Source organism: Novosphingobium sp. Sphag1I, from assembly GCF_056279125.1.
The window spans coordinates 58,724-77,956 of sequence record NZ_JBWBQS010000014.1 but is presented as its reverse complement, the minus strand read 5'-3'; the positions used below and the strand labels follow the sequence as shown (position 1 = coordinate 77,956).

Genomic DNA, 19,233 nt, shown 5'->3' with positions numbered 1-19,233 from the left:
GAGGAAATGAAGATGAGCGAACAAGCAAAATTGCTGCGCATCTATACCGATGAAGCCGCTTTCATCGGAGACCGCAAGGTCTTCGAATATATCGCTTCGCTGGCGCGAGACCGGAAAATGGCCGGCGTTACCGTCCTGGAGGCGCTGATCGGCTTTGGCAGATCTGCGCACGTTCACCGCCGCCATGTGCTCGAAAGCGATCGCGCGGTGGTGATCGAGATTGTCGACTCCGAAGATGAATTGCGAGCGTTTGTCGCCATGCTCCAAGACGTACCCGACATCGGCCTCATCACGCTCGAAGCCGTAGAGGTCATCGGCGGCAAGGCAAGTCAGGCGCCTCCGGGGCCAACCTCGTGATCGGCGGTTTGACGCGTGCGCATGGTCTGCTTGCACAATGCAAGGCCGTGTCACTTCGCCAATGCCCCAGCAAATCCGCCTCAAACCGGGATGAGGGCCGCGCATACGCGGCCCTCCGTTTGCCCGTGTCGTGGACCGACAGGACAGGCAGCCATGAAGGAAGAAACCACATTCGATTTCAATATGTCGGCGCTGAGGGTCTGGTCGCTGCTCGCCGATCTCAACGGCTTCGCGCGATGGCACCCGATCTATCGTATCTCCGGCCAAGCAGAACGGGGCGCCGAAGTGGACATAACTTGGCTCCTCTTCGGTGGCGATCGCAAGCTGAAGACGCAGATGGTTATCAACAGGCTGGACAAGCCTCGGCTGATTGGGTGGCAGATGGGTGTCCGCGGTTTCATGACCTTCGACGAGCGTTACGAGATCGCCCCGATCGCGAATGGCGTGAGCATCCGTCATGCCATCGAATGCGGGGGCTTCGTCGGTGCACTGGCTGGTCGACTGATGCGAAAGGGGCTTCGCCGCACCTTGCGGTATCAGGACGCGGCCCTGCTGACCCTGCTTCGCCGGCAATCTCGATTGCCTCGCCAGTCGGCGCGGGACCGCCACCGGCCAGTCAAGATTCCGCCCAAGCGCGACGCAGCCAATGACTGAGGCAAGGCTCATCAACGCTTGGCGCGGAATCGGAGCGGGCGTGATAGCCGTTATGTTATCCGGCTGCGCTTCCGGCCCAGAACTCGCCACACAAGTAGTGCGCGTCCCTAACGAGAGGCTCAGTTTTCACGGGGTCCGAGCGTACAAGCGTGATCAAGGCATCCTCGTGACAGGGTGGGTTCGTCGGCCAGGATTAAGCCTCGGCCCTCTCTGGGGACATCTGCACGTCACCGCGACGATGGCGGATGGGCCACCGATCAGCCGAGACACCCGATGGTCGGGCAGTCTCTCGGGCCGTGGCTATCGATCAGCAAGCTTCTCGGCGCTCTTGCCCATGACAAGCCCCGATCGAGTCCAGTCGATCAGCGTCTCCTATCGGCCTCGCAGCGATCAATCGAAGCCGAAGTCGGGGCGGTCACCGGGCCCTCCGTCCGAAGTCACACCGATCCGACAATGAGGATTTAGCAATGGTAGAAACTTCGTCAAAACAAGGGCTTCCGTGCCCCGTCTGCAAAATCGATCTCGTCATGAGCGAAAGGCAGGGCGTTGAAATCGACTACTGCCCCCAATGTAGAGGCGTTTGGTTGGACCGGGGTGAACTCGACAAGATTATCGAGCGCAGCGACACGGAGGACAGCCGACGAGCGCCGGTCGATCCCTCCCTCGACTACAAGCGGGGCGACCATGGTGGACGCGGGCATGGTGGCCAAGGTCGGCATCGGCGTAGAGGCTTTCTCAGCGATCTATTCGATTGAAATGTCGACGATCGGCCCCCGCAAGCCAGTGCCCCTATGCTTGTGAGAAGGGTCCGCGCCGTGGGCGTCATCCCTGGCGTCCACGGCGAACGATTCCCGGAGGCCTGCATGTGAAGAAAATTGTAGAACAACCGGAACTGTGCAACCGACCACATTGGTCGTTCGCGATCCTGGCCAGCGTAATTGCGCTGGTCGGCATGTCCGGTTGCTCGGCCGAACCCCAGGCCCCCAATTATCCCGGAAGCGACCATGCTCCCCGGTCCATTGCCGGACAGGTCGTGGAGCACCTCTATGTCTGCGATGACGGGTCGAAGGTGCGCTTAGATTTTCTGGCCGACGGTCTGACGATTGATCTCTCGCTTCTGCCGGACGGGAAGCCCGAACGCCTGAGCGCACCCGCGGCGGGCCTGAGCTACGTTGGCGACAAGGTGAACGTGGCGATTTCCTACGGCGATATCGCCGTCATGCGCCCTGACCGGCCAACGCGTGTCTGCCACCGCATCCCGGGCGGTTCGCATCAGGATCGATTGCAGCCGCCCTGACAGTCAGCTCGTTCGCCGAATTTCAGGACGGGAGGCTGACGCCTCGGCATGCCGCAAGACAGGACTATTCATGACGCAAAAGCTTCAACTCGACATCCCGCTCATCCTCCCCGAGATCACCGACGCTTCCGACGCTTGTGTCGGGCGTCTGACCTCGGAGCTGACCGCAAGGCCGGGAGTCGAACAGGCGCACATTGTGATGCCTGACAACGGCAAGCCTGCTCTGCTGTGCATCCACTATGACCCCGATGTCGTCTCACTGGCCCGCATCCGGGAAACCGCACACGCGGCGGGTGCGGCGCTTACCGAAAGATTCGGTCATCTCCTCTGGGAGGTCGACGGCATCACGCACGAGCGACGGGCGCGCACGGTCGCTGAGCGGCTGCGCGCACTCTCCGGAGTCATAGAAGCGGAGGCCGCTTCGAGTGGGACCGTCCGCATCGAATATGATCGCGAACGCATCAGCGAGGATCGCATTCACGCCGAGCTTGCCGGCCTGGGCGTGCGCCGGAAGCGGACGGCGCTCAAAGTCGATGATCATGCCGGCCATGACCATGCGCCGGGCGAGCATCGCCATGGTGCAGCCGATGGCCACGATCATGCGCATGGCAATTTTCTCGGACCCAATACCGAGCTTATTTTTGCGCTCGCCTGCGGCGCGATGCTGGGAATCGGGTTCGCGGTCGATAAGCTGATCGCCGGAACCCCATCGTGGCTGCCGACTGCACTTTACATTACGGCCTATTTCTTCGGCGGCTTCTTCACGCTGCGCGAAGCGATCGACAATCTGAAATTGCGCAAGTTCGAGATCGACACGCTGATGCTCGTAGCAGCTGCCGGCGCCGCCGCGCTCGGTGCCTTCGCCGAAGGCGCGCTGCTCCTGTTCCTGTTCAGCCTGGGCCATGCGCTCGAACATTATGCGATGGGGCGCGCAAAGCGGGCGATCGAGGCGTTAGCCGAACTGGCGCCCAAGACCGCGACCGTGCGTCGGCCGGATGGCGGTACAAGCGAAGTTGCGGTCGAAGACCTCAAGGTCGGCGAGATCGTCATCATCAAACCAGACGCGCGCGTCCCGGCCGACGGCTTTATCGTCAAGGGTACGACCGCGATCAACCAGGCCCCGGTGACTGGAGAAAGCATGCCGGTCGACAAGCGGGCAGTCCAGGACGACGCGGCGGCGCGCGCCAACCCTGACCGGCTCGATGCCGCCTATCGTGTATTTGCCGGCACCATCAACGGCAGCGGTCTCATCGAGATCGAAGTGACCCGGCTCTCGACCGAAAGCACGCTCGCCAAGGTGGTCAAGCTGGTCAGCGAGGCCGAGACGCAGAAGTCGCCGACGCAGCGCTTCACCGATCGGTTCGAACGCTTCTTCGTGCCGGTGGTCCTGGCGCTCTCCTTCGTGCTGCTGTTCGCCTGGGTCGTGATCGACGAGCCATTCCGCGACAGCTTCTATCGCGCGATGGCGGTGCTGGTCGCAGCGAGCCCGTGTGCGCTCGCCATCGCTACCCCCAGTGCGGTCCTCTCCGGGGTGGCTCGCGCTGCGCGCGGCGGCGTCCTTGTAAAGGGCGGAGCACCGCTGGAATTGCTTGGATCACTGAACGCGATCGCTTTCGACAAGACCGGCACGCTCACCATTGGCGAACCGCGTATTCAGCAGGTCATCCCCGCTGCCGGCGTAGCGAAGGAAGAATTGATGGCGATCGCCGTCGCGGTCGAGAGCCTGAGCGACCATCCTCTGGCGCAGGCAATCGCGCGCGACGGCCGCGATCATGTCGGAGACCAATCCATCCCGCAGGCGGAAAGCCTGAAGAGCCTGACGGGTCGCGGCGTCTCGGCCCTTGTCGGTGAGGACGAAATTCTCATCGGCAAGGCCGAGATGTTCGGCGCCGACGGCGTCGCGCCGCTGTCGCAGGAGATGATGGAGGCAATCAAAACGCTGAGGGCGGCGGGCCAGACCAGCATGGTCGTCAGGCGCGATCAGCAGGATCTCGGTGCCATCGGGCTGATGGACGCGCCGCGCCAGGGGGCGAAGGACACGCTTGCCCGGCTACGCCGGATCGGCATCGAGCGGATGATCATGATTTCCGGCGATCATCAACGGGTGGCGGAGGCGGTGGCGGCCCAGGTCGGCATCGATGAAGCCTGGGGCGACCTCATGCCCGAGGACAAGGTTGAGGCGATCAAGAAGTTGCGTGCCAATACCAAGGTGGCCATGGTCGGGGACGGCGTGAATGACGCACCAGCCATGGCCAGCGCGACAGTCGGCATCGCCATGGGTGCGGCCGGCTCCGACGTTGCGCTGGAGACGGCAGATGTCGCATTGATGGCCGACGACCTCTCCCATCTCCCGTTCGCGGTCGACCTTAGCCGCCACACGCGATCGGTCATCCGGCAGAATGTATTCGTGAGCCTCGGCGTGGTTGCCCTACTTGTTCCGGCGACCATTCTGGGGCTTGGCATTGGCCCAGCGGTCGCGGTGCATGAAGGCTCGACCCTGCTCGTCGTGTTCAACGCGCTGCGATTGCTTGGTTATCGGGACAACGGGGAGTCCAACGCATGATTGCGCTCGCCTATACGATCATTCCTGTCCTTGCAGTGCTGTTCGGAGCGATAATCGCCGTATGGCGGCGACCCGGGCCGAAGCTCACCAGTGCAATCCAGCACCTTGCCGCCGGCGTCGTCTTCGCTGCGGCTGCCACTGAAATTCTCCCCGACGTAATGCATGGCAGAGCGCCGTTAGCGACGCTGGTGGGCGGCGCGGCCGGCGTTGTTGTCATGCTAGGGCTCAAATCGCTGGAAGAACGTATCCGTGGCCCGCTTGCCCTGATTGGGGCCATCGGCACGGATTTGCTCATCGACGGCCTGGTGCTGGGGCTTGCCTTTATCGCGGGCGCGAAAGCGGGGCTGCTGCTGACCATCGCCCTGACGCTCGAAGTCCTGTTCCTCGGGGTCACCGTGACCGAAGAGTTGGGCGAAACGGTCACGTCCAAGCTGCGCATCGTCGCGATTACGACCGGGCTCGCCCTTCTGATGCCGCTGGGAACGCTGGTCGCGCTGCCCGTCGCCGGGTTTCCACCTGCCATCGTCGCCGGTTTTCTGAGCTTCGGGCTGATCGCGCTGCTCTATCTGGTCACCGAGGAACTGCTCGTCGAGGCGCACGAGAAGCCGGACAGCCCGCTCATCAGCGCGATGTTCTTCGTCGGTTTTCTCGCGCTGTTGTTGCTCGAAGAATTGATCTGACCTGTTCGACGGTGACGCGCGATGCCGTGGATGTCCTCGCTTTTGGAGAAAGCCGCCAGAGATCAATGCGACCGCGTGGCCACCACGAGGTGTCCTGAGATGTCTTTCATCTACCGGAAGGCGATTGGCGCGCAATCGTCCTCCAGGAGTTACGTGAGTGCCTACTATGTGTGTCGAAGAGAATCTGCTCGGCGATGTCCCGTTGCGGCAAGCTGAGGCAGATGAGATTTTCCTTCATCTGACCGGACGTTGGGTTCTTCAGATCCTCATGGCTCTGAATAAGGGGCAAATGCGCTTCACTTGTCTTCGGCGGGCGATACCGAAGGTGAGCGCCAATGTTCTAACGGCCCGTCTAAGAGAGCTGGAGACGGCTCGTCTGATAACGCGTAACCACCTACCTCCGCCAAATGCCCACCAAATTTATAAACTCGGGCCACTTGCCCAAGGCCTGCGACCTGCGCTCGATCATCTTGAACGATGGAAATTGGAGCTATCTGAATCCGATCGAAGCACTTCGCTCGACGACGATCAGCAGTGCTGATCCGTGGTTGGCCCACGCCAATGATCAGCAATAGGGGTAATGGCCCATCACGGTCGCGCGAGGAGCACTTTTGAGACATCGCCGTAGCTGATCGGATGAATATGGTCCTTCGAGCGAAAGCGCATGAGATCCAGCGTTTCGTCACCGAAACTGACAGCAACTGAATTGACGAGATATGCGCGCTCCCTTGAATAGGGGAGGAGCCAAATGACCCGCCGGGTGGTGATACTCTGGCGCAGCTTGCTGAGCTTGGCTGCCAATCCCGCACCGATTTCATCGTTCGAGCCGATTGCAAATATGCAGGCTCCATAGATTTTGCGCGGTTTCCGCCAAGCCAATATCTGGTCGGTTGTCGCGCGTTCCACTGCTGTCACGTCGCATTGACGTGCGCATCGGGCGTTGATCTCTCTCGCGATGCCGAGGCCAATGCTGTCGCCCAAGATGAGGCATTCGAACATGGAGCTACCCTCTGAGAGACCTAAGCTATTCGTGTTTGTGCGAGCAGCGCAACCGGGAGGCTGTCAATCGATCCGTCTGTGACGTGAGCGAAAGGCGTTGGTCTAGCCGTTAAGCGCAGCGCTGACATGCGCCTCGAGCGCGGAGACATCCGCGTTGCCCAGGATGTATGAAGCGCCAGGCGCCGCGAAGAAGACTTTAACCCGGTCATCCTCCAAGGCCGGCCGCGGCGTGTCCGCCGTCTCGAGATGTTTGTTCCACCTGCTGTCGACGAAGTGCAGAAGCTCGGACCAGGCGCGAACGTCGTCCTCGTGTATCGTGATATGGTCTTTGCCACGGTGCAGGATGACAAGGACCGAAACTCGCATAGCAACGCACCCACTCAAAACTCATTGACCGGCTCTGCAGCCGCGAGCGCAATCGGGCTGAGCCTATCTTGGTAGGGAGTTGAATAATCCGGTTCCCTGACAATCGTGTCCGTTATGGTGCTATGTTGCAGCGCAGGGTGGTTCGTTGAGGTGGTATTAACCGTCAAGGCACTATTCCGACGGACGACTCAGGCAGTTATGCTCAGGAAACGATCTTGGTCTGGAGATCTTTCCTAGCCTCGCGAAATAGAAGGACCGGTGAAGCTGGTGGCACATCTGTCGGCCTTGGAAATACAGAACTGGATCGCGATTTACGCCGCGGCAGGCCTGTGCTGCGCGTTTGCAGTGGTTCTCTCGATTGCGGCCATCTTTGTCGAGCTGTATCGCGAGGAAGCATGGGGAAATTTCAAGAGCTTCCGTAGCGCGATCCTTTTTGTCCCCAGGACCTGGTGGCGATGGCAAAAGCTTTACCTGCTCTCGACCCCGGTCACCCTGGGAATCGTCTGTTCGTTCGCAGCGACCCTCTCGTGGAGCTGAAGAACCTCCGGGCACAGTTCACGCATAAATCAATGCCTCGGACAGAAGCCGGCTGACCCTCCCATCGGCGACGTCGCCGGGCCCAATGATAAGCACAGGTGCGATCTGCGCCAGATTTTGGTGTCCTGCCGCTTTCTGAGCCAGATAGTCGGCGCTCGCCCCACCCATCGCTTCGACGATCAGTTGCCGGATCTCCCCGGTCGATCGCGAGCGCGCTTCTATCAGGAAATCCGGCCGACATGGACCGAGCGGCGTCAGCCTGTCGAAGACCGGTTTCTCGAACGCGATGTCCACGCCGTGGCGTGCGAATTCGTGTCTGGAGTCAAGGATCGCCCGGAGCACGCTCCGTTCAAAATCGCTCTCGACCGGCATGAAGCGAGTGCCCGAATAGATCGGCTGCGCATAGGCTCGCAGCGGCGCATAGCCGTGTGCTTCGGGATATTCGCCCATCACGATGATCACCAGATATGGTCCCTTGATCGGGTTCGCCCGTACCGATGGCGACTGGACACGATTTGCAACCGTTATGGGCTCTGATCCCGCCGGGAAGATCGTCGAACCTTTGAACTCCTTCGCAAAGACTGTGAGAAAGCCTTGTGGGGCATGGCCTCGGGGCCAGCGGCGCGCGAGCTCTCGAATGCCGGCATAGGCGCGCCTGCTGTGAAGCGCGTCCCCGTGGGTCCAGAGCACACGACCGAGCTCGATGCCCGGCGCAACCTCGATCTTAGCGGCAGCGCTGGCGAGCGTTTTGAACTCCTCTGCGATCGTCCGCTCGGGCAGCTCCTCATGATAGGGAATGGCTATGTTGCGACCGGCGTTGCTCAGCAGGCGCCAGAGCAGGCGAGCCAGGCGCGGTACGGAAGCGTTTCGCGTGCGATCGTCGCTTGCGTCATTGTCGGGGCGTTGAGCCAGCTTCTCTGGCGCAGGACGCAGAACCTCGAAATAGCCGATGGGAGGGTCTGCAGGCGTCTGGGCGCCGCGGGTCTCGGTTAGGCGGTTCGTGACCTGATCCCGAAAGAACGGACAATCCACGTGATGCTCGGGCCGCTTCGTGCTGGTGAGCCGGCGCAGATAATAGGTTTCGGCTTCGGACAGAAACGCCGGGGTCAGAATCGGAGGTGGGCGATCCGTGCCAAGGCAGTCGCAGGCGATCCACTTCGCGCCAATGCGCGCTTGTTGCACCAAGGTGATGCCAGCGTCCTCGTCGGGACGGGAGCCCACGCCGGAGTACCACAGTATCAGTGCCGCCCGAAGTGGGAGGGGGAGCGGGATGCGGGCGCCGCCCAGCCCGTCACTATGGCGATCGATCAACCACATGAACAAACCTGTCTGAACTGATTTTCAGCGATGCTTCCTGAGGCTCGTGGGATTGACAACAACATTCGCCTTGACCTCCACTATCGCTGATGTCGCGTGGGAGTTCGCATATGAGATCGATTTTGTTGACGTGCGTGACCCTGTGCGTCGGGCTTTGTGCTTCGGAGGCGGGTGCCAGCCAACGAACCAAGACCCCAAGGACGGTGCAGGTCATCGTGATGGGGGCGGGGTCAGCAGCGGGCACGCTACCACGCGATCAACCTCCTGCCGCGACCGCCCTCGAGGGCGAGGATAATGGTGGAACGCCCGCCCTGGAACCGATCCCTGCCGGGTTTCGGACCCATGACTTGAGTCGACGCTGGGTTGCCTTTGAGATGGCGAACAGCTTCGCCGCTACCGGCCAGGCTGACAGTGGCGACGCCGATCCATTCGCTCACGTCGGATTGGCGTCTGTTGACCCTGCATCCATGAACACGGCGGTTTCCTCGCCGCCATCCATCGCCATCCCGGGTTGGATGCGAGAAGGGGTGCCGTTTTCGAGCGTGCCAACGAGCTTCGCGCCCGGCTGTTCTCCAGGCGGCTATCGGCCCACGGGCTTTCTGGATGCGCGCGCCGAATCCAGACGATTCGGCTATTATGGAATGATGAGCAGCATCGCGTGCGAGTACGGGATTCCGGTTGGGCTATTCGATGCAATGATCATTCGGGAGAGCGCGTACGATGCCGGAATTTACTCCGCAAAGAACGCGTTCGGCCTTACGCAGCTCATGCCCGGCACGGCTGCCAGGCTCGGTGTAGATCGCTATGACGTCGAGCAGAATTTACGAGGTGGCGCCCGCTATCTGCGCCAGCAGCTCGATCGGTTCGGACAAGTCCATCTGGCGCTCGCGGCCTATAATGCTGGGCCTGGACGCATTAGGGATGGGATGCTGCCACGGATCGTGGAAACACAGGCTTATGTCGAAAATGTCTTGCTAAACTGGCGACGCTTGGCCGGGCTTCCGCCGCGCTTAACAGTGCAAGGAACGACGGTGGCGCCTGCAACGCGGTCGCCGCTGATCGGCAGCGCGGTAACAGTTACTTCATATTAGATCAGGAGCGGCTCGAACAGGTTTGTGGCCAATGTCGAAAACCATAATAGCAGACTCAAGGTCGATATCTGCGCGAGATGAGTTCTTCGCGCCATGACGGCGCCGACCTCTCTAACCAACTTCTCAATCACGGCCTGTCTCAGCGGACCGGCCCACTCTTTGCGGACTTCGGTGCCGTCCATTCCTTCGATTTCATCGAGCGCAGCCACGAGCATCGACGGGAGCCCTTTGAACAGTTCGGTTAGCATTGCGATCGAGGTCTGGAATCGCTCGTCGAGGAACAGCTTCGGATCGCGGTATGTCTCTACGGCAATCATGGCCTGAACGACGTTGATGTCGAGAGCCCCTAGAATCTGCTGAAACTCGCCTAGAAACATCGCCGCCCGTTTGCCGGGATCGCTGTGGAGCAGGAGCCCCAAGCGGGTTTTGCTGATGCCGGTCTTGAGTGCGAGTTTGCGTTGTCCGATGTTTTGCTCGGACATGGCTTCGAGGATCAGCGGAACGAAATCCCGCTGCTCGACGCTGACTGGACTGCAGCCATCGTCTGACGCCTCGAACTGGGCAAGGGATGACAAATCACAGCCCCCTTTTGCACGCAACGCTGAAAACGAAACACAGTGGCGGCAACTTGGCAAGCCACAGTATCTTTGTGCATTTGCAGCAAAACTGGGGTGTAACTATCTGAGCGGAACTATGTTATCTGCGGGCGCATCTTTGCTGGCCGCTGCTATTCCAGGCCCGTCATGCGAGCACTCAAGACCAATCCGTTGAAGAACACGCGCCGCTTTTTGGCCCACGACATAATGAAACAGCATAACCGAAAGCGTATCGCCAAGGGTGATATCGGACCCTAAGCGATCGGCAATAAGCTGTTTCACTGCATCGAGGCTATCGGCACTCGATTTGGTAATTGTCAGATCGATGCGGATATCGCCGGTTGTCGGGATCGCCGACAGATGTTCGCGTATCGTCTCGGGCGGGTGGTCTTCCAGCACGCACGTCATGCCCACCCTATCCGACAGCAGGTCTTCGAGCGTCTGGTAGCGCTTCGTTTCGTTCGCGCGCAGACGCAGGCTCTCCGTCGTCAGATGGAAAAGATGCTCCGAGATGTCGAGCGCCAGGATGCATTGATCTCCTGCCATCGCACCTGCTCCAGGCAATGCGTTATCCGCGTAGCCGCCGGTCCATATCGTAAACTCTATCAAGTCTGGCTGACGGCCTTCTTGCGACTCCGGTTAGCGAATCTAACCTGCATAATCGTTAATCGCAATTATCGGGGCGAGTGCCGAATCGAAAAGTACTGTGCCCCGGGAAAAAGGGCAGCCTGCCCCCATATTCAGGGCGGCCCGCCCCGCGATCTGGGGCAGGCCGCCCCGGCTTCCGGGGCACGACCCGATCAAAGTCAAATTATGTTCGACTCGATCCTGGCGCCGTCGGGAACTGCATTGCGACCCGTCACTTGACGAGACCACCCTTCGATTGGGCGCGGATCAGTCGCGTTCCGATTGAAGGAAAACTCTCATGCAGTCTGTCATCAAGTACAGCGGCCGTGCGGAGCTGGCGATCTTCGCTCTCGTCGCACTCGTATTCGCGCTTCTGCTCTTTGCCGGCCCAGCATTCGCCGGCGCCGACACCACGTTCGATACGGCCCTGACGAAGTTCACTGACTTCCTCGAAGGCTCGGGCGGCAAGATCATCACTGTCCTCTCGCTGGCCGGCGGCATCGTTGCGCTCGCGTCGGGCCGCTTCTCTATGGGCCAGATCGCGATTCCCGTGGGCGTCGGTGTCGGCGCGGGCACGGGCATTCCGATCGTCACCTCCACCGTCACGGCAACAATCTGAACAGTCCAAGGGTCGATCGGAATAGCAGATCCGGTCGGCCTGCGGGGAGGGTGGTGATATGGCCGCGGACAAGTACGTCATTCCGTCTCATCTGGACGATCCTGAGCTAATCGGGCTGTGGACCCTAGATGAGTTCCTGGCGATGGTTCTCCCATTCGTCTGGGGCATCCTGTCTCAGCATATCCTCATTGGCATGTTGCTTGCGGGCGCGGGCTGGTGGGGGCTGAAGAAGGCTAAGGCAGGACGGGCGATCTCCTGGCTGCTGCACATGGCCTACTGGCATCTTCCGGCCGGCTTTACCGGCATGAAGGCCACACCGCCCTCCTATCTTCGGCTGATGGCGGGCTGAGATGGAAATCTCCTACACCCACGCGCAGAGCCAGCGAGTACTGAAGCAGCGCAACCTGCTGGTGATCGTCGCCTGCGTCCTCGGCGCCCTGTGCGCCATTCTCGGGCTCATCACCGTCACCCGCGATCGCGAAGTGGTCCTTCAGCCGATCCTCGGATCGCCGCTGGTCGTGAACTCCTCAGGTGTTTCGCGGCAGTATCTGGAGCTGGTCACCCGCGATACCGCGGTGCTGACGCTCGACCGCAGCCCGGCGAACCTCGAATATTGGATGAAGTCGGTGCTCGAGATCACCGCGCCGAGCGCACAGGGAAAGATCCGCGCCGACCTCATGAAGATCGTGAATGAGCAGCGCGGCTCCTCGATCGCGCAGTTCTTCACCATCCAGACGATGGAGCTGGACACCAAGAATCTGCAGTCGACCGTCACTGGCGACCTGCACACCATCGTGGGCAACAAGGTCGTCTCCAGCGAGCGTCGCTCCTTCCGCTTCGATTGGCAATATTCCGGATTGTCCCTGAAGCTTGTGGGCTTTGGAATGGTGACGACCGGCAAGGAAAAGGATCAGTGATGTCGGTCTACGTCATCGGCAGCGCCGCAACCGGCGCGGTCTTCCTGTCGCGCTACTACTGCCTTTTGAGCCGGCTGATCGGTGTCGCGCTGGTGGCGGTGAGCTTCGTGCTCGTCGTATCCCCGGCGTGGGCGGACCAGACCGTGATGGCGGCTGATGGCAGTCAGGTGGATTGCGCCGCCTCGGCAAAGGACCTGACGAGGATCAGCCTCGTCGAGGACGAATTCGCCTCGGTATCGAAGATCTCGACCGGCAACCCGCAGGACGATTTTTCCGTCGTCAACGAGCCGGTGCGCGGGGACATCTATCTGTCGGTCCCCGAGGGCTTTGCGCGCCCCGCGCTGTCCTTCTTCGCGACGAGCAAGCGGGGGTACGTCTACAAGATCGTCTGCCGGATCGCTGGCGAACAGGCCGTCCAGCTCTTCATTTCCAATCCGGCGATCGCAAAGGCCAAGGCGGACGAGAACGGCGCGCCTCAACTGGCGGCTGTCCCAAGCCCGCAGGAAGCGGCGGTCGAGCTGGTCCAGGCCATGTATTCGAACAGCGTCGCCGATGGCTACGAGATGCGCCAGCGCACCTTGCGGCCCGTCTATGTCGGTATTCTCAAAGTCCAGATGATCGCGGAATACCGCGGATCGGAGCTGACTGGCCGCGTCCTGCGCATCGAGAATCGCGGCACCGAAGCCATCACCCTGACCGAAACGACGGTCGCGCCGAACAGTGCGCTCGCGGTGTCCATCGCCGAGCCGAAGCTCGATCCTGGGAAGGTCACGACGGCCTACCTCGTCTCACAAACCGGGAGGCAGTGACATGGCCTGGAATGACTTCCTGAAGCGCAAGCGGGAACCGCTCGACGGCGGCGACGGCGAAGGCGTCTCACCGATCTCGACCGACCTGTCCGCGAACGAAAGCGTGAGGAAGAAGCAGCGGATGTTGCTCGCAGGGGTCGCCGGCGTAGGCCTGGTCGCATCGTCCTTCTGGATTTTCGGTGGCGATCAAAAGGCCCACGACGGCGACGATGCTGGGACGGCGAAGGTCGAGGTGTCGACCAAGGACATGGTCAACAAGAACCTCAACCAGCAGGAGTGGATGGCCCTCTCCGAAAACCAGATGCAATCGGTTGAGAACCAGCTGAAATCCGTCAACGGTCAGCAGCAGCGGCTCGACCAGCTCTCGCAGCAGGTCGAACTCCTGAAGGGCGAAAACCAGGCCATGCGCGCGGACGGATCGCGCGTCCTCTCCGCCTATCAGCAAGAGAACGAAGCGCTTCGGCGGCAAGTGGCCTCCGCCCGTGCCACGCCCGCGCCGGCGCCCTCCACAGGGCCGGGCGCGATGTACGGACCGAACGGGACGCAGGCCTATCAGCGGCCGGACGGGCAGAATGGGGCCGCCGGCGGCCGTCCGATGCCGATGGGTGGTGCTGCCGAGGTCAAGCTGGTCAGCTTTCAGACCGCCGACGCGGGCAATGCGACGCGGGTCGCCAAGGGAACGACTACCTTCAGCGACAGCATCAATTATCTGCCGCCGAACAGCTTCGCGAGCGCCAAGGTCATCGTCGGCGTCGACGCCAGTGCAGGGGTGAACAGTCAGACCGATCCTCTGCCGGTGGTGTTGCGCGTCACTGGTCCGGCGCGCTCCGTCTATCAGAACGGCCGGCTTCTCACGACCAAGATCGAAGGTTGCCTCATCAACGGAGCCGCGCGCGGCGATCTCTCCAGCGAGAAGGTCTACGTCAAACTCCAGAAGATGACCTGCCCTCAGCCGGGCGGCCGCTACGCCGTGTCCGAGGTCAAGGGATTCATCGCGTTCGGCGGCAAGACCGGCGTGCGCGGCCGTGTGGTCAGCCGCGAAGGATCACTCGCCATGCAGGCCTTCCTGGCCGGGCTGGTGAGCGGTGGCGGCAATGCTCTCAACACAGCGTTCAATCAGCCGCTCGCAAGCATCAGCACCGACGGGGAGGGGGGCACCAACCGAACCCCAAACTTCGGCAGCGTCGGCTTGCGTGCGCTCGGTGGCGGCGCCGCGGAATCGGGCAAGGACGTCTCGAAATATCTGATCGAGCGGGCCGAGCAATACCAACCCGTGATCGAGATGCCGACCGGCATCGACGTCGAAATCGTCTTCCTGGAGGGTGTCTATGTCCGCAATTGATCGTCTGCGAAAGCTGCGTGCGTTCGCTCGTCCCGCGCCGATCGTGGCGGCCGCTGCCGCGCTCAGCGTTGCGGGCATTGCCCTTGCGGCCGACGTCGCTGGCAAGGACGAGACCAAGGTCAGCCTCCTCCTCAAGACGCGGCTTCCCAAAACGCCGCTGACCAAGCTCGACTGCGAGAAGATCGAGGGATTGTGCGAGGTCACATCCGGGGCGAACCTCTTCTACGTCAATCGCGGCGCCCGGTATCTGATCATCGGCCGGGTCTACGATATGGAGACGCGCCAGGATCTGACAGCGGCGCGGCTGCTCGAAATCAACCCCGACATGCTGGTAGGTGGCGCCGCCAAGGCGAACGCCGCAGCGACCGATGACGGCGACCAGGGTGATGTCACCGCGCCCGCGCGCGGTATCGGCAAGACGAGCGTGCCAGTACGCCCGGCCGCGCTCGACTTGTCGGGCCTTCCAACCGAGGGCGCCATCGTCTGGGGCAATCGGGCTGCAAAGCAGAGCGTCACCATCTTCACGGACTTCCGCTGCGGCTACTGCAGGGCGCTCACGAACGTGCTGCGCGGCATGGATGTGAAGGTCGTCGAGCGACCGATCTCGGTGCTCGGAAGCCGGGACATCGCCGATCGTGTCTATTGCTCGAAGAACCAGGAGCAGGCGCTCCATGCCGCCTATGCCGGCGAACCCTTCAAGGCACCCGCGTCCTGCGACACCAAGGGCCTTGACGCGAATGAGCGATTTGCCCGCGAACACGGGCTCAATGCGACGCCGATCATCGTGCGCGGGGATGGCGCTGTTCTCGAAGGCTATCGACCCAAGGAGTTTCTCGAGGCCTGGCTGCGGGGGGCCCAATCATGAAGGGGGCATTCCGTAGCACCCTGCTGTTGCGGGGCTCATGCGCGCTGGCGGCGCTGGCGGCGCTCTCCGGCTGTGCGACCTTCGGCAGCAACGTGAAGGGAAGTTTCTCCTGCACGGCGCCGGACGGCATTTGCGCGCCGTCCTCCTCGATCGACGATCGCGCACTGGCGATGATCGCCGGCGAGGGCGCAATCAGTGAGCCGTCGCCCGCACGCGACAGCAGGGTCCGCAGCACGGCGCCCAGATCGTCCCGCATTGCCTCGATGGGGCAGGGGGCATCGGCGTCGCAGATCGATGCCCGGCGGACACAAGAGCGTGTCCTGCGCATCGTGTTCCAGCCCTATATCGATGAGCGCGGACGTCTTCATGAAGTGACGGCTGTTCACGCCGTCGTCCAAAGCGGCGAATGGCAGCAGCAGCTCCTGGCCAACGCCAGCGCAATTCCTGATCGCAATGCGATGGCGCTGGTCGCGCCGCCTAACTCGCTGGCCGATGCCGTCGATCGCGCCGAATTGGACGACCGTGCGGCCGGCGGCGTTGATCCCGATCTTCCCGATCCCGCGGTTGTGGCGGCGGCTCGTGCCCGCTTATCCGACCCGGTCAAGGCAATCCAGGACGATGTTGCGGCCCGCCTAGCCCCCAGGACGGGTCACAATCCGGCGCAACCGGCTGCCGAGGCCTCCAAGCGACGTGCGGAAACCCGTAGCGTTGACGGAGCGGCGCCGGTGGCGCCGGCCACAGATGCCAAGGCACCGGCGACGAGGCCAACACCCACGGCACAGTCTGAGCCGGCAGCAGCGCCGATCAGCTTGCCGAGGACCGCCGTCGGCGCCGACGCGGCCGCGCGAGTGAAGGCGTCACCGGAATTTAGGTCGCGCGCGGCCCAGGCGGAAAGCGACGCGAAGGCGGCGGCTCTCACGGGCACGGTTCCAGCACAGGACGGCAAAGCGCAGTCGACGGTGCGGGCGGCGAGCTTCCCGGCCGCAGTTCCGGAGGAAAACTGACATGGCGCGCGGTTTCCTCGACGAGCTGCTGTCTGGCATCTTTGGCGACAGCAAGCGGCCTGACGCCCAGCGGCCGGATTTCGCCATTCCGATGCTGGCGCACTGGCTTCCCTACCGCAGCTATGACCCGAAGACGGGGATCTTCTACAACAGCGCGTCGCGCGGGTTCGTCATTGAGGCCGCGCCGTTGGTGGGTGCTGACGAGCGCACAGGCGAAATCCTGGCGCAGTTCCTGTCCGAGGGCATTCCGGCGCCTGGTTGCCTTCAGATCCATCAATGGATGTCGCCGCGCATCGGTGAGCAGCTCTCGAAGTGGTATCTGCCGCGCTACTCGGCGAGGGGCGTCTACGAGCGGATGGCCAAGCACCGGGTCGACTTCCTGACCGACGGCGTCTGGGAATCCCTGTCAGCCGATGCGCCCTTCTGCCTGCGCCATCACCGCGTCGCCATCTCCTATTCCACCCCGGATTCCTCCTCGATCACGATCGAGCAGATCGTTTCGCTGATGGATGGCCTGATTTCCGCGCTCCAGTCGGTCAACGTATCCGCGCGCAAAATGGACCCCGTCTCCTTGATCGGTTGGATCGACGACATCACGTCGCCGACTACTGCCGCCGGTGACGATGCGATCAGCTACAACCCGCTGGACCCGATCGCCGACCAGGCGATCCGCAGGGATATCGAACTGCATATCGAGCCCGATCGCATGCTGCTGCGGACCGAACGGTTTCGTCCGACCGGCAAGACGCTGAACGGTGCCCCGGAGATTGGGGAGGTCTACCCCGACGTGTTCGACGTGCGCTCCTTCTCGGTGCGTAACCTGCCCACACGCTGGGCGCCGTGGGACGTCACGCGGCTGATCGGCGACATCTTCACGGACAAGTTGCGCATGCCGTGCCCCGTGTCGACCAACCTTTGCATCGAATTTCCCGACCCGCAGGCTTCGACCAACAAAGCCAGCTACAAGTTCATGCGCACGACCAGCCTGGCCGATTCCAAATCGTCTCGGTTCCTGCCGCAGCTGCGCGAGCAGTCGCAGGAATGGCGGCATGTCAATGAAGAGATCCGACAGGGCCGCAAGCTCGTGCGGGTGTTCTTCAGCGTCACGTCCTTTTCGCCGAAGGGGCAGGGCGACAGCAACGAGCGCGTGCTGAAGTCGGTCTATCGGGCGGCGGGCTGGGATCTTCTCGACGACCGCTACCTGCAGGTCATGGGTCTCCTGTGCGCGATGCCCATGACGATGGCCAATGGCCTGTCGAAGGATCTCGAGCGCATGAAGCGGATGCGCACCTTGCTTACGACGACGGCGGCGAACCTCGCTCCGTTGCAGGGCGAATATCTCGGCGGGAGCATACCGCATCTCCTGCTGATCGGCCGGCGGGGACAGCCCTTCTTCTGGAGCCCGTTCGAGAATGCCGCCGGCAATCATAATGTCGCTGTCTTCGGCAAATCGGGCTCGGGCAAGTCGGTCGCATTGCAGGAGCTGTGCGGATCGCTCTGCGGTGCCGGGGCCCGCGTGGTCGTGATCGATGACGGCCGCTCGTTCGAGCATTCGGCCAAGCTCCAGGGCGGCGCTTTTGTCGAATTCACGATGAGCTCGGGCTTCTGCCTCAACCCCTTCTCGATGATCGACGAGGCCCAGGCCGCCGAGGATGAGGACTATCTCCTCGACTGCATGGCGATGCTGAAGGCCATCATCAATCAGATGTCGCGGCACATAAATCTGCTCGACGATACGGAGCGCGGACTGATCGACGGCGCTGTCAACCAGGTCTGGGAGGCCCACGGCAGCCGTGGTTCGATCGATCTTGTCATCGAGGCGCTTGAGGCGACCGGAAACGGGCTGGCCGCCAACCTCGCGATCGCCATGCGACCCTTCTCGTCCGGTGGCACCTACGGCCGCTTCTTTCAGGGCGAGGTCTCGTTCGAGCTGTCGGCCCAGCTCACCGTCTTCGAGCTCTCCGACTTGTCGGCCCGTGAGGAGCTGCGCAGCGTCGTGCTGACGGCGATCATGTTCATGTCGCAGCAGATGATGCGCAAGCTCGACCGCTCGATCCCCAAGGCGCTCCTGCTCGACGAGGCGTGGCAAATGCTGCGCGGCGGGGCGATGGCGGACTTCATCGAGACCTACGCGCGTACCTGTCGGAAGTACGGCGCGTCGCTGGTCACGGCGACCCAGTCATTGAACGATTATTACAAGTCGGCGGGCTCGGTCGCGGCACTCGAGAATTCGGACTGGTTCGTGATTCTCCAGCAAAAGCCGGAGACGATCGCGGATTTCAAGAAGCACGATCGCTTCGAGATGGACGACTATACCGATGCGCTACTGCGGTCCCTGAAACGCAATGGCTTCGAATATTCGGACATCATGATCAAAGGGCCCGACACGCTGGCGGTCGGCCGCCTGGTTCTCGATCCCTATTCGGCGGCGCTGTTCTCCTCGAGCCCGAAGACCTTCGCGGCGATCGACGCCCTGATCGCTGAAGGGCTCAGCATGGACGAAGCGATCGAGCGCATCGCCTTTCCCAACAATCCCGAAAAGTGGGTCAGCAACCTCGTCCCGTCAGATGAGGTCGCGATTGCCGCGGAGTAG

Annotated in this window: 22 protein-coding genes; 17 read left to right on the top strand and 5 right to left on the bottom strand. The window is 62.0% G+C overall.

Annotated features, from left to right (window positions below; genetic code table 11):
* The first annotated feature begins 12 nt into the window (after positions 1–12).
* From ACZ9HU_RS16480 to ACZ9HU_RS16450, 7 genes are all read left to right on the top strand, one after another.
* Entirely contained in the window at positions 13–357 is a 345-nt protein-coding gene (locus ACZ9HU_RS16480; RefSeq protein ID WP_476106513.1) for a DUF190 domain-containing protein, read from the top strand.
* Positions 358–510: 153 nt separating this feature from the next.
* On the top strand, positions 511–1,011 hold the full coding sequence (locus ACZ9HU_RS16475; protein ID WP_476106511.1) for an SRPBCC family protein: 501 nt from the start codon (positions 511–513) through the stop codon (positions 1,009–1,011).
* Positions 1,012–1,478: 467 nt separating this feature from the next.
* Positions 1,479–1,766 carry a TFIIB-type zinc ribbon-containing protein gene (locus ACZ9HU_RS16470; protein ID WP_476106510.1) on the top strand — a complete coding sequence of 96 codons (288 nt, stop codon included), beginning with the start codon at positions 1,479–1,481 and terminating at the stop codon, positions 1,764–1,766.
* A 110-nt stretch (positions 1,767–1,876) separates the two neighbouring features.
* On the top strand, positions 1,877–2,308 hold the full coding sequence (locus ACZ9HU_RS16465) for a hypothetical protein (RefSeq protein WP_476106508.1): 432 nt from the start codon (positions 1,877–1,879) through the stop codon (positions 2,306–2,308).
* Between the two features lie 70 nt (positions 2,309–2,378).
* Positions 2,379–4,871 carry a heavy metal translocating P-type ATPase gene (locus tag ACZ9HU_RS16460; protein ID WP_476106507.1) on the top strand — a complete coding sequence of 831 codons (2,493 nt, stop codon included), beginning with the start codon at positions 2,379–2,381 and terminating at the stop codon, positions 4,869–4,871.
* The gene (locus tag ACZ9HU_RS16455) at positions 4,868–5,551 is read left to right on the top strand and encodes a ZIP family metal transporter (RefSeq protein WP_476106506.1); all 684 of its coding nucleotides are present in this window, start codon (positions 4,868–4,870) and stop codon (positions 5,549–5,551) included. The genes ACZ9HU_RS16460 and ACZ9HU_RS16455 overlap by 4 nt, the downstream gene beginning before the upstream one ends.
* Before the next feature lie 166 nt (positions 5,552–5,717).
* On the top strand, positions 5,718–6,092 hold the full coding sequence (locus ACZ9HU_RS16450) for a winged helix-turn-helix transcriptional regulator (protein WP_476106505.1): 375 nt from the start codon (positions 5,718–5,720) through the stop codon (positions 6,090–6,092).
* A 47-nt stretch (positions 6,093–6,139) separates the two neighbouring features.
* On the opposite strand, the gene ACZ9HU_RS16445 is transcribed toward ACZ9HU_RS16450, so the two are convergent.
* A complete protein-coding gene (locus tag ACZ9HU_RS16445) occupies positions 6,140–6,550 on the bottom strand; it encodes a hypothetical protein (RefSeq protein ID WP_476106503.1) in 411 nt (136 codons plus the stop codon).
* Between the two features lie 102 nt (positions 6,551–6,652).
* Positions 6,653–6,916: a hypothetical protein gene (locus ACZ9HU_RS16440; RefSeq protein WP_476106501.1), complete on the bottom strand. Its 264-nt coding sequence runs from the start codon at positions 6,914–6,916 to the stop codon at positions 6,653–6,655.
* A 267-nt stretch (positions 6,917–7,183) separates the two neighbouring features.
* On the opposite strand from ACZ9HU_RS16440, the gene ACZ9HU_RS16435 reads away from it, so the two are divergent.
* Positions 7,184–7,453: a hypothetical protein gene (locus ACZ9HU_RS16435; protein ID WP_476106545.1), complete on the top strand. Its 270-nt coding sequence runs from the start codon at positions 7,184–7,186 to the stop codon at positions 7,451–7,453.
* 18 nt (positions 7,454–7,471) lie between these two features.
* Here the strand turns inward: ACZ9HU_RS16435 and ACZ9HU_RS16430 are convergent, their stop codons facing one another.
* Complete coding sequence (locus tag ACZ9HU_RS16430; protein WP_476106500.1) at positions 7,472–8,770, bottom strand: hypothetical protein; 1,299 nt, start codon at positions 8,768–8,770, stop codon at positions 7,472–7,474.
* A gap of 110 nt (positions 8,771–8,880) precedes the next feature.
* Between ACZ9HU_RS16430 and ACZ9HU_RS16425 the strand changes: the two genes are divergently transcribed.
* Complete coding sequence (locus tag ACZ9HU_RS16425; RefSeq protein ID WP_476106498.1) at positions 8,881–9,861, top strand: lytic transglycosylase domain-containing protein; 981 nt, start codon at positions 8,881–8,883, stop codon at positions 9,859–9,861.
* Here ACZ9HU_RS16425 and ACZ9HU_RS16420 read toward each other — a convergent pair.
* Positions 9,858–10,436 carry an XRE family transcriptional regulator gene (locus ACZ9HU_RS16420; protein WP_476106497.1) on the bottom strand — a complete coding sequence of 193 codons (579 nt, stop codon included), beginning with the start codon at positions 10,434–10,436 and terminating at the stop codon, positions 9,858–9,860. The two genes, ACZ9HU_RS16425 and ACZ9HU_RS16420, sit on opposite strands and share 4 nt — an antisense overlap.
* 102 nt (positions 10,437–10,538) lie before the next feature.
* A complete protein-coding gene (locus ACZ9HU_RS16415; protein WP_476106496.1) occupies positions 10,539–11,003 on the bottom strand; it encodes a hypothetical protein in 465 nt (154 codons plus the stop codon).
* A gap of 379 nt (positions 11,004–11,382) precedes the next feature.
* On the opposite strand from ACZ9HU_RS16415, the gene ACZ9HU_RS16410 reads away from it, so the two are divergent.
* The 8 genes from ACZ9HU_RS16410 to traC are packed head-to-tail and all read left to right on the top strand — an operon-like array spanning position 11,383 to position 19,233.
* A complete protein-coding gene (locus tag ACZ9HU_RS16410) occupies positions 11,383–11,703 on the top strand; it encodes a TrbC/VirB2 family protein (protein ID WP_476106494.1) in 321 nt (106 codons plus the stop codon).
* A gap of 58 nt (positions 11,704–11,761) precedes the next feature.
* A complete protein-coding gene (gene traL / locus ACZ9HU_RS16405) occupies positions 11,762–12,052 on the top strand; it encodes a type IV conjugative transfer system protein TraL (protein ID WP_476106492.1) in 291 nt (96 codons plus the stop codon).
* Position 12,053: 1 nt separating this feature from the next.
* Positions 12,054–12,620, top strand: coding sequence for a type IV conjugative transfer system protein TraE (locus tag ACZ9HU_RS16400; RefSeq protein ID WP_476106490.1), 567 nt, complete (start codon positions 12,054–12,056; stop codon positions 12,618–12,620).
* Positions 12,620–13,429, top strand: coding sequence for a type-F conjugative transfer system secretin TraK (locus ACZ9HU_RS16395; RefSeq protein WP_476106488.1), 810 nt, complete (start codon positions 12,620–12,622; stop codon positions 13,427–13,429). Before ACZ9HU_RS16400 ends, ACZ9HU_RS16395 begins: the two co-directional genes overlap by 1 nt.
* 1 nt (position 13,430) lies before the next feature.
* Positions 13,431–14,771: a TrbI/VirB10 family protein gene (locus ACZ9HU_RS16390; protein ID WP_476106486.1), complete on the top strand. Its 1,341-nt coding sequence runs from the start codon at positions 13,431–13,433 to the stop codon at positions 14,769–14,771.
* Positions 14,758–15,636, top strand: a complete 879-nt coding sequence (locus ACZ9HU_RS16385) for a DsbC family protein (RefSeq protein WP_476106484.1) — start codon at positions 14,758–14,760, stop codon at positions 15,634–15,636. Before ACZ9HU_RS16390 ends, ACZ9HU_RS16385 begins: the two co-directional genes overlap by 14 nt.
* Positions 15,633–16,640, top strand: coding sequence for a TraV family lipoprotein (locus ACZ9HU_RS16380; RefSeq protein ID WP_476106483.1), 1,008 nt, complete (start codon positions 15,633–15,635; stop codon positions 16,638–16,640). The genes ACZ9HU_RS16385 and ACZ9HU_RS16380 overlap by 4 nt, the downstream gene beginning before the upstream one ends.
* Position 16,641: 1 nt before the next feature.
* Positions 16,642–19,233 (top strand): type IV secretion system protein TraC, encoded by a 2,592-nt coding sequence (gene traC, locus ACZ9HU_RS16375; RefSeq protein ID WP_476106481.1) that lies wholly within the window; start codon positions 16,642–16,644, stop codon positions 19,231–19,233.

Bases quoted from the DNA above. Each gene is read 5' to 3' on its own strand.
- ACZ9HU_RS16480 (WP_476106513.1), top strand. From the start codon at position 13: ATGAGCGAACAAGCAAAATTGCTGCGCATCTATACCGATGAAGCCGCT.
- ACZ9HU_RS16475 (WP_476106511.1), top strand. From the start codon at position 511: ATGAAGGAAGAAACCACATTCGATTTCAATATGTCGGCGCTGAGGGTC.
- ACZ9HU_RS16470 (WP_476106510.1), top strand. From the start codon at position 1,479: ATGGTAGAAACTTCGTCAAAACAAGGGCTTCCGTGCCCCGTCTGCAAA.
- ACZ9HU_RS16460 (WP_476106507.1), top strand. From the start codon at position 2,379: ATGACGCAAAAGCTTCAACTCGACATCCCGCTCATCCTCCCCGAGATC.
- ACZ9HU_RS16455 (WP_476106506.1), top strand. From the start codon at position 4,868: ATGATTGCGCTCGCCTATACGATCATTCCTGTCCTTGCAGTGCTGTTC.
- ACZ9HU_RS16450 (WP_476106505.1), top strand. From the start codon at position 5,718: ATGTGTGTCGAAGAGAATCTGCTCGGCGATGTCCCGTTGCGGCAAGCT.
- ACZ9HU_RS16445 (WP_476106503.1), bottom strand. From the start codon at position 6,550: ATGTTCGAATGCCTCATCTTGGGCGACAGCATTGGCCTCGGCATCGCG.
- ACZ9HU_RS16440 (WP_476106501.1), bottom strand. From the start codon at position 6,916: ATGCGAGTTTCGGTCCTTGTCATCCTGCACCGTGGCAAAGACCATATC.
- ACZ9HU_RS16430 (WP_476106500.1), bottom strand. From the start codon at position 8,770: ATGTGGTTGATCGATCGCCATAGTGACGGGCTGGGCGGCGCCCGCATC.
- ACZ9HU_RS16425 (WP_476106498.1), top strand. From the start codon at position 8,881: ATGAGATCGATTTTGTTGACGTGCGTGACCCTGTGCGTCGGGCTTTGT.
- ACZ9HU_RS16415 (WP_476106496.1), bottom strand. From the start codon at position 11,003: ATGGCAGGAGATCAATGCATCCTGGCGCTCGACATCTCGGAGCATCTT.
- ACZ9HU_RS16410 (WP_476106494.1), top strand. From the start codon at position 11,383: ATGCAGTCTGTCATCAAGTACAGCGGCCGTGCGGAGCTGGCGATCTTC.
- traL (WP_476106492.1), top strand. From the start codon at position 11,762: ATGGCCGCGGACAAGTACGTCATTCCGTCTCATCTGGACGATCCTGAG.
- ACZ9HU_RS16400 (WP_476106490.1), top strand. From the start codon at position 12,054: ATGGAAATCTCCTACACCCACGCGCAGAGCCAGCGAGTACTGAAGCAG.
- ACZ9HU_RS16395 (WP_476106488.1), top strand. From the start codon at position 12,620: ATGTCGGTCTACGTCATCGGCAGCGCCGCAACCGGCGCGGTCTTCCTG.
- ACZ9HU_RS16390 (WP_476106486.1), top strand. From the start codon at position 13,431: ATGGCCTGGAATGACTTCCTGAAGCGCAAGCGGGAACCGCTCGACGGC.
- ACZ9HU_RS16385 (WP_476106484.1), top strand. From the start codon at position 14,758: ATGTCCGCAATTGATCGTCTGCGAAAGCTGCGTGCGTTCGCTCGTCCC.
- ACZ9HU_RS16380 (WP_476106483.1), top strand. From the start codon at position 15,633: ATGAAGGGGGCATTCCGTAGCACCCTGCTGTTGCGGGGCTCATGCGCG.
- traC (WP_476106481.1), top strand. From the start codon at position 16,642: ATGGCGCGCGGTTTCCTCGACGAGCTGCTGTCTGGCATCTTTGGCGAC.